We start from the raw sequence: 15,436 nt of genomic DNA, 5'->3' as shown, positions 1-15,436 counted from the left end.
CCGGCGGCGCGCAGCAAGGGAGGGGCTCTGCCCCTCGGCGCTGCGCGCCTCACCCCGGGATATTTGGGACATATGGAAGGAACGGGGGCGGCGCCGCGCTTTGCCCTTGAACCTGCGGGGGGCAGGCCCTTACCTGTCCTGCAACAACGAGAACAAGGAGAGACGCGATGACCGTTCGGCCCGTTTTTGATGCGCATGCCGCCGCCGGGGGCAAGAACCTGGGCGATCTGCCGGAATGGGATCTGAGTGATCTCTATCCCGCGCCCGACGCGCCCGAGGTCAAGCGGGACCTCGACTGGCTCGAGGACGCCTGCGCGCGCTTCGCGACCGATTACGAGGGCAAACTCGGCACGCTCGACGCCGCCGGCTTCCTCGAGATGATCCGCCGCCACGAGAAGATCGAGGCGGTGGGCGGGCGCATCATGTCCTTTGCGGGGCTGCGCTACTACCAGCTGACCATCGACGCCGAGCGCGCAAAGTTCCTGTCGGACTGCCAGGAGAAGATCACCAACTACACCACCCCGCTGGTGTTCTTCACGCTCGAGCTGAACCGGCTCGACGATGACCTGCTCGACGGGCTCTTCGCCGCCGATGCCGAGCTCGGCCGCTACAAGCCCGCCTTCGACCGCATCCGCGCGATGAAGCCGCACCAGCTGTCGGACGAGATGGAGCATTTCCTGCACGACATGGGCGTCGTCGGCGACGCCTGGGAGCGGCTCTTCGACGAGACCATCGCCGGACTCACCTTCGAGGTGGACGGCGAGGAGATGAGCATCGAGAGCACGCTCAACCTGCTGACCGAGCAGGACCGGTCGAAGCGCGAGGCGGCGGCGCACGAGCTGGCGCGGGTCTTCGGCGAGAACATCAAGACCTTTGCCCGGGTGCACAACACCCAGGCCAAGGAGAAGGAAGTGATGGACCGCTGGCGCAAGATGCCCTCGGCGCAGCACGCGCGGCACCTTGCCAACGACGTCGAGCCCGAGGTGGTCGAGGCGCTGCGCAACGCCGTGGTCGCCGCCTACCCGCGCCTGTCGCACCGCTATTACGAGCTGAAGCGCAAGTGGCTCGGGCTCGACCGCATGCAGGTCTGGGACCGCAACGCGCCGCTGCCGATGGAGAGCGACCGCATCGTCGGCTGGGACGAGGCCGAGACCGTGGTCATGGAGGCCTATGGCAGCTTCGATCCGCGCATGGCCGAGATCGCCGAGCCCTTCTTCACGAAGGGCTGGATCGACGCCGCCGCCAAGCCCGGCAAGGCGCCCGGCGCCTTTGCCCATCCCACGGTGACCGACGCGCATCCCTACGTGCTGCTGAACTACCTCGGCAAGCCGCGCGACGTGATGACGCTGGCGCATGAGCTCGGCCACGGCGTGCACCAGGTGCTGGCGGCGGGCCAGGGCGAGATGCTGGCCTCGACGCCGCTGACGCTGGCCGAGACCGCCTCGGTGTTTGGCGAGATGCTGACCTTCCGCACCATGCTGGCCAAGGCCAAGGACCAGAAGGAGCGCAAGGTCATGCTCGCCGGCAAGGTCGAGGACATGATCAACACCGTGGTGCGGCAGATCGCCTTCTACGACTTCGAGTGCAAGCTGCACGAGGCGCGGCGCGCCGGCGAGCTGACCCCCGAGGACATCAACGTGCTCTGGATGTCGGTGCAGGCGCAGAGCCTCGGCGAGGCCTTCGACTTCATGCCGGGCTACGAGACCTTCTGGGCCTATATCCCGCATTTCGTGCACTCGCCCTTCTACGTCTACGCCTATGCCTTCGGCGACGGGCTGGTGAACGCGCTCTACGCCGAGTACGAGGCCAACCCCGAGGGCTTCCAGGACAAGTATTTCGACATGCTGAAGGCGGGCGGCTCGAAGCACCACAAGGCGCTGCTCGAGCCCTTCGGCCTCGACGCCACCGACCCGAAGTTCTGGGACAAGGGCCTGTCGATGATCGAGGGCTTCATCGACGAGCTCGAGGCGATGGAAGACTGACCTTGCGGGGGCGGGCGCTGCGGCGTCCGCCCTCACCCTTTTCAAAATCCCCTTTCAGAATACCATTCCCGAGGCCCGAGAAGGATCCGCCTCATGCCCCCGCCGCAGCAAGAGCCGACACAGCCGCGCGTGAAGCGCACGATCAAGGCGCGCATGCAGCGCTTTCTCGTGCACGTGCGGCGGCGCGTGCCACCCGGGCTGCGGCTCGTGCTGGGGCTCTTGCTGATCTGCGGCGGGATCCTCGGCTTCCTGCCGATCCTCGGCTTCTGGATGCTGCCGCTCGGGTTTGCCGTGGCGATGCTAGACGTGATGCCGCTCTACCGGCGCGGCCTCGAGCGTGGCAGGGCGCTGCGGCGGCGCGACAATCCGGACCGCGACCCCACGGATCCCGGGGACGACGAGCTTACTTGAGCTGGCTGTCCTTCGAGCCGCGCCGGTTGATGCCGCCGCGCGCCTGGTAGACGCCGTCGCGCTCCTGCTGGCAGTCGATGCAGAGCTTCACGCCCGGGATCGCCACGCGGCGCTTCTCGGGGATCGGTTCGTCGCATTCGGCGCAATGGGTCGCGCTCTCGCCCACCGGGCGCCTGCGCGCCTGCATCCGGGACAGCTCGTCCTTGATGCTGTCCTCGATCTGCTCCTGCACCGCTCCGTCGCGGCTCCAGCCTCCGGCCATGGCGTCACCTCCTGATCCCTGAAGATAGGCGCGGGGTGGCAAAGCTCCAAGCGGATTCAGGGCGATGCATTTTCGCACAACCGGGGCGCGCTTTCCGCAAGGTCACGCGACGTTGACTTCACGCGGGCGAGACTATCTGTGAACGCAAAGGAGTCCTCCCATGCGTGCCCTCTCTCTCGTTGCCGTGCTTGCCACCTGTGCCCTGCCCGCCCTTGCCTCGGAGACCACGGTCTTCGAGTCGATCGACGGCGGGAACCTGGACCTGGAAAGCTGGCGCGGCAGGCCGGTGCTGGTGGTCAACACCGCCTCGCGCTGCGGCTTCACGCCGCAATATGACGGGCTGCAGGCGCTCTACGACCGCTACCGCGCGCGCGGGCTGGTGGTGCTGGCGGTGCCGTCGAACGATTTCAGGCAGGAGCTGGGGAGCGAGGCCGAGGTGAAGGATTTCTGCGAGATCAACTTCGATCTCGACCTGCCGATGACCACGATCACCCATGTGACCGGGGCCGAGGCGCATCCCTTCTACCGGGAGCTGGCCGAGGAGGAGGGCTTTGCCCCCTCGTGGAACTTCAACAAGGTGCTGATCGGCCCCGAGGGCGAGTTCGTCGCCGGGTGGGGCAGCACCACGCTGCCCCTGTCCGAGCCGATCACCGGGACAATCGAGCCGCTGCTCGATTAACCCTCGATGCCCTCGGCATCCGCCACCAGGAGGGCGTAGATCTCGTCCTTCAGCGCGGCGCGTTTCTTGCGCAGTTCGGCCTCGGCCAGCCCGTCCATCGGGGTGAGCCCGGACTCGGCGCCGTGCACCTCGCGGTTCACCTCGTAGTAGCGCTCGGCCAGCGTGGCGAAATGCCCGCCCTGCTGCTTCAGCGCCGAGATGCGCGCGGCGAATTGCGGGAATTCCTCGGCGAGGGCGTGCGGAACGTGGGACATGGCGTGTGCCTCCTTTTACGTGTCTTGCCCTTGTCTTGGCATGCGCCGCAGCCCCCCACCTTGATCCGGATCAACCTGCCGCGCGGTCAGCGGCGGATCATTGGCGCGCCTTGCGCCAACCGGCCTTGCGGGCCTCGGCCTCGGAGCAGAACCAGCGCTCGCCCTCGCTCTCGTCGATGCGCGTGGGCCCGTAATGCTGCTGCCCGGGCATGTGGTAGATGCGCGCGCCCTTGGAGTTGATGTTGCCCTTGATGACGCAGCCCTGTGGCGCCTCCTCGAGCGCGGCGGCATTGGCGGCGCGGCGGGTCTCGGCGCGGTACTCCGCCGGGCGCTGCACCTGCGCGCCATGCAGCCCGACGCCGCGCACCACGGCGCCCTTCTCGTCGAGGTCGTAATCCATCGAGTAGTCGCGGTAGGCGAAGGCGAGCCCGTCGGTCACCAGCGCGCGGCCGATGTCCTGCCCGCCGACCGAGCAGCGCGCCACGGCGCGGCCGTAGCGGTCGGTGTCCACCCGCTCGCAGCGGGCGCGCTTGCCCTCGTAGCGGCTGCGGACCTCCTGCGTCACCCAGGCGCCGCAAGGCCAGTTGGCGCGCGCCTTGTCGCGGCAGGTCTGGTCCTTCTCGGGCGCGTCGACCCCGAAGAGCCGCACGCGCACGTCGCCCACGTCGAACGTGTCGCCGTCGATCACCCGGAGGGTGCCGGAGATCACCGGTTGCGCCGCGCTCGCGGAAGGGACTCCCAGGCCACCCAAGGGTGACGCAAGGGAAACGATGATGAATGAAACGCTTACAAAGCGTGAACAAAGCCTGATCATCAGGCCAATTTCACTGCGCCCGACGGCGAGCGCAAGGCAGGGAGCTTAATCTTTGTTAATGCGTGCGCCGCGCGCCACGCCCGTACGGGTCAGGCGTCGAGCGTGCCGAGAAGACGGTTCTGCGGCAGGCGCGAGACCTCAACGCCGCCGGTGGTCCGGCGCAGCTGGTAGCCGTAGCCCTTCATGCGGAAGCGCCATTCGGTCTCGGACAGCGACTTGCGGCGCTCATCGAGCAGGAAGGCGCGGATCTCGTCGAGGTTCTCGGTCAGATGGTTGTTGGCAAACATGGTTACTCACCCGGTCAAACTGTTTCACTGGGGGAAACCCTCGCCCGGGAATGAGGCCGAAATGCGATGCGGTCGGGGATTTTTCATGGACGGGAAACGATCTGTTTCCCGTGCCCGCCTCCGCTCCCGGGTCAGAACTTGGTCTCGGGTCCCGACGGCGTGACCCGCCGCTTCAGCATCGCCTCGCGCAGCGTGATGAAGAGCACCGAGCCGATGATCACCAGCCCGCCGCCGACCACGAAGGGATCGACCGGCTCGGCGAAGAACAGCGCCCCGATCGCGACCGACCAGACCAGCTGCAGGAAGGTCACCGGCTGCGTCACGGTGACCGGCGCGCTGGCGAAGGCGAGCACCATGGCGTAGTGCCCGGCGGTGGCAAAGGCGGCGGTGGTCATCAGGATCGCCACGTCGCCCCAGCTCGGCCAGACCCAGACCGCCAGCGCGAAGGGCAGCAGCCCCAGCGTCACCGAGATCGACAGCAGCGCCAGCGCGATCGCGGGCGAGAGCTCGTCGGTGATGATCTTGGCGATGAGGTAGGAGATGGCGAACATCAGCGAGGTGCCGAGCATGGCGAAATGCCCCGGATCGAGTTCGCGGAACCCCGGCCGCAGGATCAGCAGCGCCCCGCCGAGGGCCGCGACGATGGCGAGGATCCGGCGCATCGCCAGCCGCTCGCGCAGCACGAACACCGCCAGAACGGTCACGTAGATCGGGGTGAGGTAGTTCATTGCCGTGACCTCGGCGAGCGGGATGCGCGACATGGCGAAGAACCAGCAGATCACCCCCAGCGTCTGCGCCGCGCCGCGCACCGCCGAGAGGCTCCACTGGCGCCGGGTCATGCGCAGCGCGCGCAGCTGGTTCCACGCCGGGATCAGGAAGACGAGGCCGAAGAAGTAGCGCAGGAACGCCGACTCCGCCGCCGGGACCCGGCCTCCGAGGATCTTGACTGTCACCGTGACGCCGACGAAGCAAAGCCCCGTGACGACCATGAAGAGGATGCCCCGGACCGGGTTCGCGTGCGTCGTGCTCATGATGGCTTTGGTAGCGCCCCTGACGACCAGTGCAAGGCCCGTCGCTCAGCCAAGCAGCAGTTTCGCCGCGATGAGCCACATGGTGAGCCCGATCCCGAGGTCCAGCACGCGCCAGGCGACGGGCCGCGCGAAGACCGGCCCCAGCAGCCGCGCGCCGTATCCGAGCGCGAAGAAGAAGACCCCCGAGGCCGCCGCCGCGCCGAGGCCGAAGAGCGCCCGGCTGTCGTATTGCGCCGAGATCGCCCCGAGCAGCATCACCGTGTCGAGGTAGACATGCGGGTTGAGCCATGTGAGCGCGAGGCAGGTCAGCAACGCGCGGCGCAGCGAGACCTGCCCGGCTGCGTCCCCGGCCCGCAGCGCCTCGCCGCCGCGCACCGCCGAGCGCAGCGCCCGCGCGCCGTACCAGGCGAGGAACCCCGCGCCGAGCCAGCGCATCACCGTCTCGAGCCCCGGCAGCTGCGCGGCCAGCATGCCGAAACCCGCCACCCCGGCGGCGATCAGCACCGCGTCCGAGATCGCGCAGACCAGCACCACCGGCAGCACGTGCTCGCGACGCAGCCCCTGCCGCAGCACGAAGACGTTCTGCGCCCCGATCGCCACGATCAGCGAAAGTCCCAGCGCAAATCCCGCCACCGCTGCCTGCATTGTCCGTCTCCGTTCCTTGGTCCGGAGGCCGGGCTATCACGCGGCGCGAGAGAAAGACTAGTTAAAGAGTTTCATCCTGATTAAGATGCGCTAATGCAGTACGATCCTTCCCAGCTCGCGGCGCTCGACGCCGTCCTGCGCCTTGGCAGCTTCGACGCGGCGGCGCGGGCGCTGTCGGTCACCCCCTCGGCGATTTCCCAGCGGATCAAGGCGCTCGAGGACCGCGCGGGGGCGGCGCTGGTGATCCGCGCTGCGCCCTGCACAGCGACCCCTGCCGGGGCGCGGCTGGCGCGCCACGCGTCGGAGGTGGCGCTGCTCGAGGCGGCGCTGGCGCGCGATCTCGGCCAGCCCGCCCCGCAGGCGCGGCTGCGGCTGGCGGTCAATGCCGACAGTCTCGGCACGTGGTTCCTGCCCGCGCTGGCGGGGCTCGACCTGCTCTACGAGATCGTGCTCGACGATCAGGCCTTCTCGGCCGACTGGCTGCGGCGGGGCGAGGTCTCGGCGGCGATCACCGATCACGCCCGGCCGGTGCAGGGCTGCGACGCGGTGCCGCTCGGGCGGATGCGCTACGTGGCGACCTGCGCGCCGGAGTTCCACGCCCGGCACTTCGCCGGGGGCGTGACGCCCGAGGCGCTCGCCACCGCGCCGCTGGTGCAGTTCGACGGCAAGGACGTGCTGCAGCACCACTGGCTGCGGCGGGTGACCGGCAAGGCGCTGCATCCGACCAGCCACCGCCTGCCCTCGACGCAGGGCTTTCTCGACGCGGCGCGGCTGGGGCTCGGCTGGTGCCTCAACCCCGAGAGCCTCGCCGCGCCCCTGCTCGCCTCGGGCGCGCTGGTGGCAATGCTGCCGGAGGAGCCCGAGGACCTTGCGCTCACCTGGCAGGTGAACCGGCTGGTGTCGGGCGCGCTTGCCCCGCTGACCCGCGCTGTGCGGGCCGCGGCGCGGCAGGCGCTGCTGCCCGGCTGAACCGGCACCTAGCCGATGCTGCGCGCCAGCACCCGGCTGATCGTGGTGTAGGGCAGCCCGCTTTCCTCCGCCCAGTGGTTGAACGCCCCCTGCACCGCCGCCATCGCCTTGCGCGAGGTCGGGGGCTTGTCGATCACCCCCTCGGCGATCAGCCGCCCTACCACGTCGCGGCTCAGCACGTAGCCGTCCTTGCCCACGCTGCGCAGCATGTAGGCCCCGGTATTGCCGCCGAGCCGCGCGCCGCGGGTCTTCAGCCAGTCGAGCAGCGCGTCGAACTCGGTCACCGGCCAGTCGGCGATCCTGCGCGCGAAGCTGCCCGCATCGGCGGCGACCTCGGTGATGAAGACGGCGTTGTCCCGGATCGCGGCGAGCTTCGGCCCAGAGCGGATCACGCGGGTGTCGGACAGCAGCGCGTCGAAGGCATCCCCCTCGATCATCGCGACGCGGCCGGGTTCGAAGCCGTGGAAGGCCTCCTCGATGCCCGGCCACTTGGCATCGACAACGGTCCAGCTGATCCCGGCCTGCAGGATGCCCCGCGCCATGGCGGCGAGGAAGCGCGCGTCGGGCTGGGCGGCGATCGCGTCCGCGGAGAGCGGCACTGGGATCCCGGCAAGCGCGCCCTCGCGGCCGCCGTGGCGCTCGGCGGCGATGCCGAGGATGTCGTCGAATGTGCGCATGGGACCCCCTTCTCGATCTGCGCGCAGCGTGGCGCATTCGGGCGCGCTTGGGAAGCGCTGCGCGGGCGTCCGCGAGGTGCCGGAAATCCCGGCAGACTGCGGGTTCCTTGTGCACGCGCGGCGTCCGGAGTCACCTTGCCGTGCAGCGCCCATGCTTTCGCCCGCGCCAAGCCTTGCGAGGCCGGTCCCGTCCGGTCACGGAGCGGGAAACGGGCAAGGAATTCCGGCGTGACAGGGGCTTGCGCGGCGCCTATCCAGAGCCGGAGGCAGAGCGCGGGCAAGTTCGCACGCAGGCGGGAGCACAGAGAATGACACTCGATCTGGTCATCCGGGGCGCGCGCCTCGAGGACGGCGCGGCGCCGGTCGACATCGGCATCGCCGAGGGCCGGATCGCTGTTGTCACCCCGAACCTCGCCACCGATGCCCCGGCGCTCGACGCGGGCGGAGGGCTGGTCTTCCGCGGCTTTGCCGACAGCCACCTGCACCTCGACAAGGCCTGCATCCTCGAACGCGCGGTGAACCTGACCGGCGATCTCAAGGGCGCGCTCGCGGCGGTCACCGCCGCAAAGAAGGATTTCACCGCCGGGGATGTCCATGCCCGCGGCGCGCGGGTGCTCGAGCAGGCCATCGGACAGGGCACCACGCTCATCCGCACGCAGGTCGAGATCGACCCGGTGATCGGGCTGGCAGGGTTCGACGCGGTGAAGCGGCTGAAGGCCGACTACGCATGGGCGCTCGATCTGCAGATCTGCGTCTTTCCTCAGGAAGGGCTGCTCAACTACCCCGGCACCGAGGCGCTGCTGCGCGCGGCGCTGGCGGATGGCGCCGACCTGCTCGGCGGCTGCCCCTACACCGACACCGACCCCGAGGGGCAGATCGCCCTCCTTTTCGCCATGGCGCGGGAATTCGACGTGGACCTCGACTTCCACCTCGACTTCGACCTCGACACCAGTTGGCGGCACCTCGACGAGGTGGCGCGGCAGACCATCGCCTTCGGGATGCAGGGGCGCGTCGCCATCGGCCATGTCACCAAGCTCTCGATGCTGCCCCCCGCCGAGCTGGCGCGGAGCGTCGCGCTGCTGAAGGAGGCCGGGATCGCGCTCACCGTGCTGCCCGCGACGGACCTCTTCATCACCGGGCGCGGGCATGACCACGCCGTGCCGCGCGGCGTTGCGCCTGCGCACCGCTTCCACGAGGCCGGCGTCTGCTGCACCGTGGCGACGAACAACGTGCTGAACCCCTTCACCCCCTATGGCGACTGCTCGCTGCCGCGCATGGCGAACCTATTCGCCAATGTCGCGCAGCTTGGCGGGGCCGAGGAACTGGCCGCCTGTTTCGACATGGTGAGCCGCGATCCCTTCCGCCTGCTCGGCGTCGAGGACCGCATCGAGGTCGGCGGTCCCGCGGATCTGGTGCTGCTGCCCTGCGCGAGCCGCGCCGCGGCGATGGCCGAGATACGGCGCCCGGTCTGGGGGATGCGCGGCGGCAGGATGACCTTCGAAGCCCCCGCCCCGAGGATCCTGCGGCCCTAGGGCGCGACGCCCTCCCGCCCGGCGGCTTGACACCCCTTCCCCCGAAGGCCACAAGGCGGCACGACATATAACCCGCAACCGGGCGTTCCGTGGGCGCCAGACCGACGAGGAGACAAGGCCAGTGAGCCAGATTTCCCTGACATTCCCCGATGGCAATGCGCGCGAGTTCGACAAGGGCGTGACCCCTGCCGACGTGGCCGCAGCCATTTCCAAGAGCCTTTCGAAAAAGGCCATCTCCGCCACCGTGAACGGCGCGCACTGGGACCTGCAATGGCCCATCGACGCGGACAGCACGATCGCGATCCACACGATGCAGGACGAGGACCAGGCGCTCGAGCTGATCCGCCACGACCTCGCGCACGTGATGGCGCGCGCCGTGCAGGAGATCTGGCCCGACACCAAGGTCACCATCGGCCCGGTCACCGACCACGGCTGGTTCTACGACTTCGACCGCGCCGAGCCCTTCACGCCGGAGGACCTCGGCCAGATCGAGGCGAAGATGAAGGACATCATCGCCGCCCGGGACGAGGTGAAGACCGAGATCTGGGATCGCGAGCGTGCGCGCCGGTTCTACAAGGACGGCGGCGAGAGCTACAAGGTCGAGCTGGTGGACCGCATCCCCGAGGGCGCGCCGATCCGCATGTACTGGCACGGCGACTGGCAGGACCTCTGCCGCGGCCCGCACCTGCAGAACACCGCGCAGCTTCCGGCCGACGCGTTCAAGCTGATGGGCGTCTCGGGCGCCTACTGGTTCGGCGACGTCTCGCGCCCGATGCTGCAGCGGATCACCGGCGTGGCCTTCCGCAACCGCGACGAGCTGAAGAAGTACCTGAACTTCCTCGAGGAAGCGGCGAAGCGCGACCACCGCAAGCTCGGCCGCGAGATGGATCTGTTCCACCTCCAGCCGGAAGCGCCCGGGCAGATCTTCTGGCACCCGAACGGCTGGAAGATCTACACCACGCTGCAGGACTACATGCGCCGCCGGCAGGAGCGTGACGGCTACGTCGAGGTGAACACGCCGCAGGTCGTCGATCGCAAGCTCTGGGAGAAGTCCGGTCACTGGGACAACTACCAGGAAAACATGTTCATCGTCGAAGTCGACGAGGAGCACGCCCGCGAGAAGGCGATCAACGCGCTCAAGCCGATGAACTGCCCCTGCCACGTGCAGGTGTTCAACCAGGGCCTGAAGTCCTACCGCGACCTGCCGCTGCGCATGGCCGAGTTCGGCTCGTGCAACCGCTACGAGCCCTCGGGCGCGCTGCACGGCATCATGCGGGTCCGCGGCTTCACCCAGGACGACGCGCACATCTTCTGCACCGACGAGCAGATCGAGACGGAAACCAAGAAGTTCATCGAGTTCCTCGCGTCGATCTACTCCGACCTTGGCTTCGAGAACTGGACGATCAAGCTCTCGACCCGCCCCGAGAAGCGCATCGGCTCGGACGAGAGCTGGGACCGCGTCGAGGCGGCGCTTGGCGACGCCTGCCGCGCGGCGGGCTACGAGTACGAGATCCAGGAGGGCGAAGGCGCCTTCTACGGTCCCAAGCTCGAGTTCACCCTGACCGACGCGATCGGCCGGGACTGGCAGTGCGGCACGCTGCAGGTGGACCCCAACCTGCCCGAGCGGCTCGAGGCGAGCTACATCGGCCAGGACGGCGAAAAGCACCGCCCGGTCATGCTGCACCGCGCCGTGCTGGGCTCGTTCGAGCGTTTCATCGGCATCCTGATCGAGGAACACGCGGGCAAGCTGCCCTTCTGGCTGGCGCCGCGCCAGGTTGTGGTCGCCTCGATCACGTCCGAGGCGGATGACTACGTGCTCGAGGTCGTCGCCGCCCTGAAGGCCGCCGGCGTCCGCGCCGAGGCCGACACGCGCAACGAGAAGATCAACTACAAGGTGCGCGAGCACTCGGTGGGCAAGGTGCCGGTGATCCTCGCCGTGGGTCACCGCGAGGTCGAGGAGCGCACCGTCACCGTGCGCCGTCTCGGCGAGAAGGACACCGCGGTGCAGAGCCTCGACGAGATCGTCGCGGCGCTGTCCTCGGACGCCACCGCCCCCGACCTGCGCTGAGCCGGTCTTCTTGACAACGAAAAAGCCCCAGGCACCTGCCCGGGGCTTTTTCATTTCGGGTCCCATGAGGCCCGAGAGCGACGCGGGCTTATTTCACCAGCGCTGCCTCGACGTCCTTGGTCCAGCCGAGGTGCATCGTGGCGCCGTCGACGATCAGCGGGCGCTTCATCAGCGTCGGGTGGGCCGCCAGCAGGTCGGGCGCGGGGCGGGCGCGCTCGGCCTCGTCGAGTTCGCGCCAGGTGGTCGAGCGGGTGTTGACCAGCTTGTCGCCGAATTCCGCCAGCGCCGAGGCGATCACCTCGGCCGGCACGCCATCCGCGCGGACATCGCGAAATTCCGCGTCCGGCAACGCCTTCTGCGCCTTCCGGCACGTGTCGCAGGTCTTGAGCCCGTAAATCAGCATCCGCCATCTCCTTGATCTTCCGGGACACCATTTATTGCCTAATGCCGCAGGTGCGAAGCGTTTCTCTTGATTTTTACAGGCACCGTGCAACTCTTGCCCCGTTACCTTCGATGATCAGACCCGGAAAGCCACGATTTTCCCGCGTTTTTCACCGGGACAGGCGATCCTCCCCCTGAGAGGCGAACGTGACGGGGCGCCCGCATTACGGGTAGAAACAGGAAAGTTGGAAGGAGCACGGGAAACATGCCGAACGGCACCGTGAAATGGTTCAATACCACCAAAGGCTACGGCTTCATCGCGCCCGAAGAAGGGGGCAAGGACGTTTTCGTTCACATCTCGGCCGTCGAACGCTCGGGCCTCACAGGTCTCGCGGACAATCAGAAAGTGAGCTACGAGCTCAAGGAAGGTCGCGACGGGCGCATGATGGCGTCCGACCTGAAAACAATTTAAAAACAACAATATATAGCGAACAACCCTACCCCTACCCGGGGTCGGGTTCCGGCAGTTTCCGTCTGCCCGCCGGAGTGAGAGCTTCCGGCGCCATGGCCCATGTATGCCCTTGCGCTGAGCGCTACTGTGCCTGCAGCCGCCGCGCCTCCTGACCGGCCAGCCGGATCAGGTCGGTCATGTAGGGCTTGTCGAGGTCCTCGGTGCGCGTCGCGGCATAGAGGTGCCGGGTGATCCCGGCCTCGGTCAGCGGCCGCGTGACGTAATCGGAATTGTACTTCACCTCGCGCACGACCCAATCGGGTAGCACCGCGACACCGCGATTCGACGCAACCAATAGCAGAATCACGGCCGTGAGTTCGACTTGGCGAATCGCCGCCGGTTCGACCTTGGCCGGGGTCAGCAATTGCGAGAAGATATCGAGCCGCGCGCGGTCCACCGGGTAGGTGATCAGCGTCTCGCCGCGGAAATCCTGCGCCTCGATCCAGGGCTTGCCGGCAAGCGGATGCGAGGCGGCGGCGACGAAGACCGGGTGATATTCGAAGAGCGGGGTGAAGGTAACACCGGGCAGATCCTCGGGATCGGACGAGATCACCACGTCCACCTCCTCCTTCACCAGCGCCGGAAGCGCGTCGAAGGCGAGCCCCGGACGGATGTCGACATCGATCTCGCCCCAGCTCTTGCGGAAGCCCTCGAGCACCGGGAACAGCCATTCGAAACAGGCGTGGCACTCGATGGCGATGTGCAGCCGCCCGACCGAGCCCTTGCGCAGCCCGTCGAACTCGGCCATCGCCGCCTCGACCTGCGGCAGCACCTGGTCGGCGAGCCGCAGCAGGCGCAGCCCGGCGGCGGAAAGCTTCATCGGTTTGGAGCGGCGCACGAAGAGTTCGACGCCGGCCTGGTCCTCCAGCCCCTTGATCTGGTGGGACAGCGCCGATTGCGTTATGTTCAGCTGATCGGCAGCACGCGCGAGCCCCCCGGCCTCGTGAATGGCCTTGATCGTGCGCAGATGACGAAACTCGATGTGCATCCCAGTGTTCGCCTCATGTTGTTCTTGAGAAGTATGAGTTTGTCTCACAAAGGCTCATATGTCACAAGGACCGAAATCCAAACTGGAGTCCCGGCCCATGACGCGCCCCGACATCTCTTTCGAATTCTTCCCGCCGCGCAACATCGAGGCGACCTTCCGGCTGTGGGACACGGTGCAGGCGCTCTCGCCGCTCGGTCCGCGCTTCGTGTCGGTCACCTATGGCGCGGGCGGCACCACGCGCGAGCTGACCCGTGACGTCGTCGCCACCCTGCACAAGAACTCCGGCCTGAAGGTGGCCGCGCACCTGACCTGCGTCGACGCCACGCGCGAAGAGACGCTGGCCATCGCGCGGCAGTTCCACGAGGCGGGCGTGAGCGATATCGTCGCGCTGCGGGGCGATCCGCCCAAGGGCGCCAGCGGCTTCACCCCCCACCCCGAGGGTTTCGGCTCGTCGATCGAGCTGATCGAGGCGCTGCGCGAGACCGGCGATTTCACCATCCGCGTCGGCGCCTATCCCGACAAGCACCCCGAGGCGCCCTCGGCCACCGCCGATGTCGAGTACCTCAAGCGCAAGTTCGACGCCGGCGCGTCGGAGGCGCTGACCCAGTTCTTCTTCGAGGCCGAGAGCTTCTTCCGCTTCCGCGACGCATGCGTGAAGGCCGGGATCGACAAGCCGATCGTGCCGGGCATCCTGCCGATCGAGAACTGGAAGGGCGCGCGCCGCTTTGCCGAGGCCACCGGCACCAAGATCCCCGGCTGGGTGATCGAGGCCTTCGAGAAGGCCGAGCGCGACGACCGGCAGGACCTGCTGGCGACCGCCATGTGCACCGAGCTCTGCAACGAGCTGCTGGAGGGCGGCGTCGACAAGCTGCACTTCTACACGCTCAACCGCCCCGAGCTGACCCGCGACGTCTGCTTCGCGCTTGGCGTGACGCCCGAGAACAAGCTCGAGAACGTCGCCTGAGCCGCGACCCGGCCCACGCATCGGAACGACCACGGACGCCGCCCTCCCCGGGCGGCGTTTTCCGTTTCGCGGTCGCCGCCGCCCCGCCCCGTGGCTGCCCTGAATCGGGCAAGTCGCGGCGCGGAGCCATTTTCCCGGCCCCCTGCGGTTCCCTTGCCGCGTCCCATCCGGTTTACTGACCCCGGGGGAAAGGCTCGGGGAAAGGCAGGGACATGCGGCTGGCGGTATTCACCGATCTCGACGGGACGCTGCTCGACCATGGCAGCTACTCCCACGCCGCCGCCCGGCCCGCGCTCGAGGCACTGCGGCAGCGGCGCATCCCGCTCATCCTCGCCTCCTCCAAGACCGCCGCCGAGATCGCGCCGCTGCAGGCCGAGCTTGGCCTCGGCGACTGGCCCGCCATCGTCGAGAACGGGGCCGACCGGGTGCGGCCCGGAGACCTTGCCAAAGATGCACCCGTCTACGACAGGCTGCGCGCCGCGCTGGCGGAGCTTCCCGATCATGCCAGTCATTTCCGGGGCTTCGGCGACATGGACGTCGCCGAGGTGGCCCGCATCACCGGCCTGTCCCTCGACGGCGCCGCCCTCGCCCGCAAACGCCGCTTCACCGAGCCCGGGCTCTGGTCCGGCAGCGAGACCGGGCAGGATGCCTTTCTCGCCGCGCTGGCCGGCAAGGGCATCCACGCGCGCAAGGGCGGGCGGTTCCTGACGCTGTCCTTCGGCGGCACCAAGGCGCAGCAGATGGCGGCGATCATGGCCGAGCTCGGCTGCGAGACGTCCCTCGCGCTCGGCGATGCGCCCAATGACATCGAGATGATCGAGGCCGCCGACCACGGCGTCATCATCCGCAACGATCACGGCACCCCCATCCCGCCCCTGCCCGGCGAGGCCACGGGGCGCATCCGCCGCAGCGCCCTGCCCGGCCCCGACGGCTGGAACGCCGCGATCCTCGACCTACTTGCAGACCTCGGGCTCTAGGAGA

The 15,436-nt window shown here is 68.3% G+C and carries 18 protein-coding genes; 9 read left to right on the top strand and 9 right to left on the bottom strand.

What is annotated here, in order from left to right:
• Positions 1 to 167: 167 nt before the first annotated feature.
• On the top strand, positions 168 to 1,982 hold the full coding sequence (locus PVT71_RS10940) for a M3 family oligoendopeptidase (RefSeq protein WP_353471817.1): 1,815 nt from the start codon (positions 168 to 170) through the stop codon (positions 1,980 to 1,982).
• Between the two features lie 93 nt (positions 1,983 to 2,075).
• Positions 2,076 to 2,393, top strand: coding sequence for a hypothetical protein (locus PVT71_RS10935; RefSeq protein ID WP_353471816.1), 318 nt, complete (start codon positions 2,076 to 2,078; stop codon positions 2,391 to 2,393).
• Here PVT71_RS10935 and PVT71_RS10930 read toward each other — a convergent pair.
• Positions 2,386 to 2,655 (bottom strand): DksA/TraR family C4-type zinc finger protein, encoded by a 270-nt coding sequence (locus PVT71_RS10930; protein ID WP_353471815.1) that lies wholly within the window; start codon positions 2,653 to 2,655, stop codon positions 2,386 to 2,388. The genes PVT71_RS10935 and PVT71_RS10930 overlap by 8 nt on opposite strands.
• Positions 2,656 to 2,815: 160 nt before the next feature.
• Here PVT71_RS10930 and PVT71_RS10925 point away from each other — a divergent pair, with 160 nt between their 5' ends.
• Complete coding sequence (locus PVT71_RS10925) at positions 2,816 to 3,334, top strand: glutathione peroxidase (protein WP_353471814.1); 519 nt, start codon at positions 2,816 to 2,818, stop codon at positions 3,332 to 3,334.
• On the opposite strand, the gene PVT71_RS10920 is transcribed toward PVT71_RS10925, so the two are convergent.
• From PVT71_RS10920 to PVT71_RS10900, 5 genes are all read right to left on the bottom strand, one after another.
• Positions 3,331 to 3,588, bottom strand: a complete 258-nt coding sequence (locus PVT71_RS10920; RefSeq protein WP_353471813.1) for a DUF465 domain-containing protein — start codon at positions 3,586 to 3,588, stop codon at positions 3,331 to 3,333. The genes PVT71_RS10925 and PVT71_RS10920 overlap by 4 nt on opposite strands.
• Positions 3,589 to 3,685: 97 nt before the next feature.
• A complete protein-coding gene (locus tag PVT71_RS10915) occupies positions 3,686 to 4,297 on the bottom strand; it encodes a thermonuclease family protein (RefSeq protein WP_353471812.1) in 612 nt (203 codons plus the stop codon).
• A gap of 194 nt (positions 4,298 to 4,491) precedes the next feature.
• Positions 4,492 to 4,689, bottom strand: coding sequence for a hypothetical protein (locus PVT71_RS10910; RefSeq protein ID WP_353471811.1), 198 nt, complete (start codon positions 4,687 to 4,689; stop codon positions 4,492 to 4,494).
• A gap of 131 nt (positions 4,690 to 4,820) precedes the next feature.
• Positions 4,821 to 5,720, bottom strand: coding sequence for a DMT family transporter (locus PVT71_RS10905; protein ID WP_353471810.1), 900 nt, complete (start codon positions 5,718 to 5,720; stop codon positions 4,821 to 4,823).
• 45 nt (positions 5,721 to 5,765) lie between these two features.
• The gene (locus PVT71_RS10900; RefSeq protein ID WP_353471809.1) at positions 5,766 to 6,365 is read right to left on the bottom strand and encodes a LysE/ArgO family amino acid transporter; all 600 of its coding nucleotides are present in this window, start codon (positions 6,363 to 6,365) and stop codon (positions 5,766 to 5,768) included.
• Between the two features lie 93 nt (positions 6,366 to 6,458).
• Between PVT71_RS10900 and PVT71_RS10895 the strand changes: the two genes are divergently transcribed.
• The gene (locus PVT71_RS10895; RefSeq protein ID WP_353471808.1) at positions 6,459 to 7,334 is read left to right on the top strand and encodes a LysR family transcriptional regulator ArgP; all 876 of its coding nucleotides are present in this window, start codon (positions 6,459 to 6,461) and stop codon (positions 7,332 to 7,334) included.
• 8 nt (positions 7,335 to 7,342) lie between these two features.
• On the opposite strand, the gene PVT71_RS10890 is transcribed toward PVT71_RS10895, so the two are convergent.
• Positions 7,343 to 8,011, bottom strand: coding sequence for a DNA-3-methyladenine glycosylase I (locus PVT71_RS10890; protein WP_353471807.1), 669 nt, complete (start codon positions 8,009 to 8,011; stop codon positions 7,343 to 7,345).
• 308 nt (positions 8,012 to 8,319) lie between these two features.
• Here PVT71_RS10890 and PVT71_RS10885 point away from each other — a divergent pair, with 308 nt between their 5' ends.
• Together PVT71_RS10885 and thrS are read left to right on the top strand one after the other, a co-directional pair.
• Positions 8,320 to 9,543: an amidohydrolase family protein gene (locus tag PVT71_RS10885; RefSeq protein WP_353471806.1), complete on the top strand. Its 1,224-nt coding sequence runs from the start codon at positions 8,320 to 8,322 to the stop codon at positions 9,541 to 9,543.
• A gap of 121 nt (positions 9,544 to 9,664) precedes the next feature.
• Positions 9,665 to 11,611, top strand: coding sequence for a threonine--tRNA ligase (thrS, locus tag PVT71_RS10880; protein WP_353471805.1), 1,947 nt, complete (start codon positions 9,665 to 9,667; stop codon positions 11,609 to 11,611).
• A gap of 88 nt (positions 11,612 to 11,699) precedes the next feature.
• Here thrS and PVT71_RS10875 read toward each other — a convergent pair whose 3' ends face one another.
• Positions 11,700 to 12,014 (bottom strand): ArsC/Spx/MgsR family protein, encoded by a 315-nt coding sequence (locus tag PVT71_RS10875; protein ID WP_353471804.1) that lies wholly within the window; start codon positions 12,012 to 12,014, stop codon positions 11,700 to 11,702.
• Positions 12,015 to 12,257: 243 nt separating this feature from the next.
• Between PVT71_RS10875 and PVT71_RS10870 the strand changes: the two genes are divergently transcribed.
• The gene (locus PVT71_RS10870; RefSeq protein ID WP_353471803.1) at positions 12,258 to 12,464 is read left to right on the top strand and encodes a cold-shock protein; all 207 of its coding nucleotides are present in this window, start codon (positions 12,258 to 12,260) and stop codon (positions 12,462 to 12,464) included.
• Between the two features lie 121 nt (positions 12,465 to 12,585).
• On the opposite strand, the gene PVT71_RS10865 is transcribed toward PVT71_RS10870, so the two are convergent.
• Positions 12,586 to 13,491 carry a LysR family transcriptional regulator gene (locus PVT71_RS10865; RefSeq protein ID WP_353471802.1) on the bottom strand — a complete coding sequence of 302 codons (906 nt, stop codon included), beginning with the start codon at positions 13,489 to 13,491 and terminating at the stop codon, positions 12,586 to 12,588.
• 97 nt (positions 13,492 to 13,588) lie between these two features.
• Here PVT71_RS10865 and metF point away from each other — a divergent pair, with 97 nt between their 5' ends.
• Positions 13,589 to 14,455: a methylenetetrahydrofolate reductase [NAD(P)H] gene (gene metF, locus PVT71_RS10860; RefSeq protein ID WP_353471801.1), complete on the top strand. Its 867-nt coding sequence runs from the start codon at positions 13,589 to 13,591 to the stop codon at positions 14,453 to 14,455.
• 212 nt (positions 14,456 to 14,667) lie between these two features.
• Positions 14,668 to 15,432: an HAD-IIB family hydrolase gene (locus PVT71_RS10855; protein ID WP_353471800.1), complete on the top strand. Its 765-nt coding sequence runs from the start codon at positions 14,668 to 14,670 to the stop codon at positions 15,430 to 15,432.
• Positions 15,433 to 15,436: the final 4 nt, after the last annotated feature.

The sequence above is a fragment of the Salipiger sp. H15 genome, assembly GCF_040409955.1.
Taxonomy (GTDB): Bacteria; Pseudomonadota; Alphaproteobacteria; order Rhodobacterales; family Rhodobacteraceae; genus Salipiger.
Note: the sequence above shows the minus strand (reverse complement) of the source record. Positions and strands in the feature narration are given on the sequence as shown.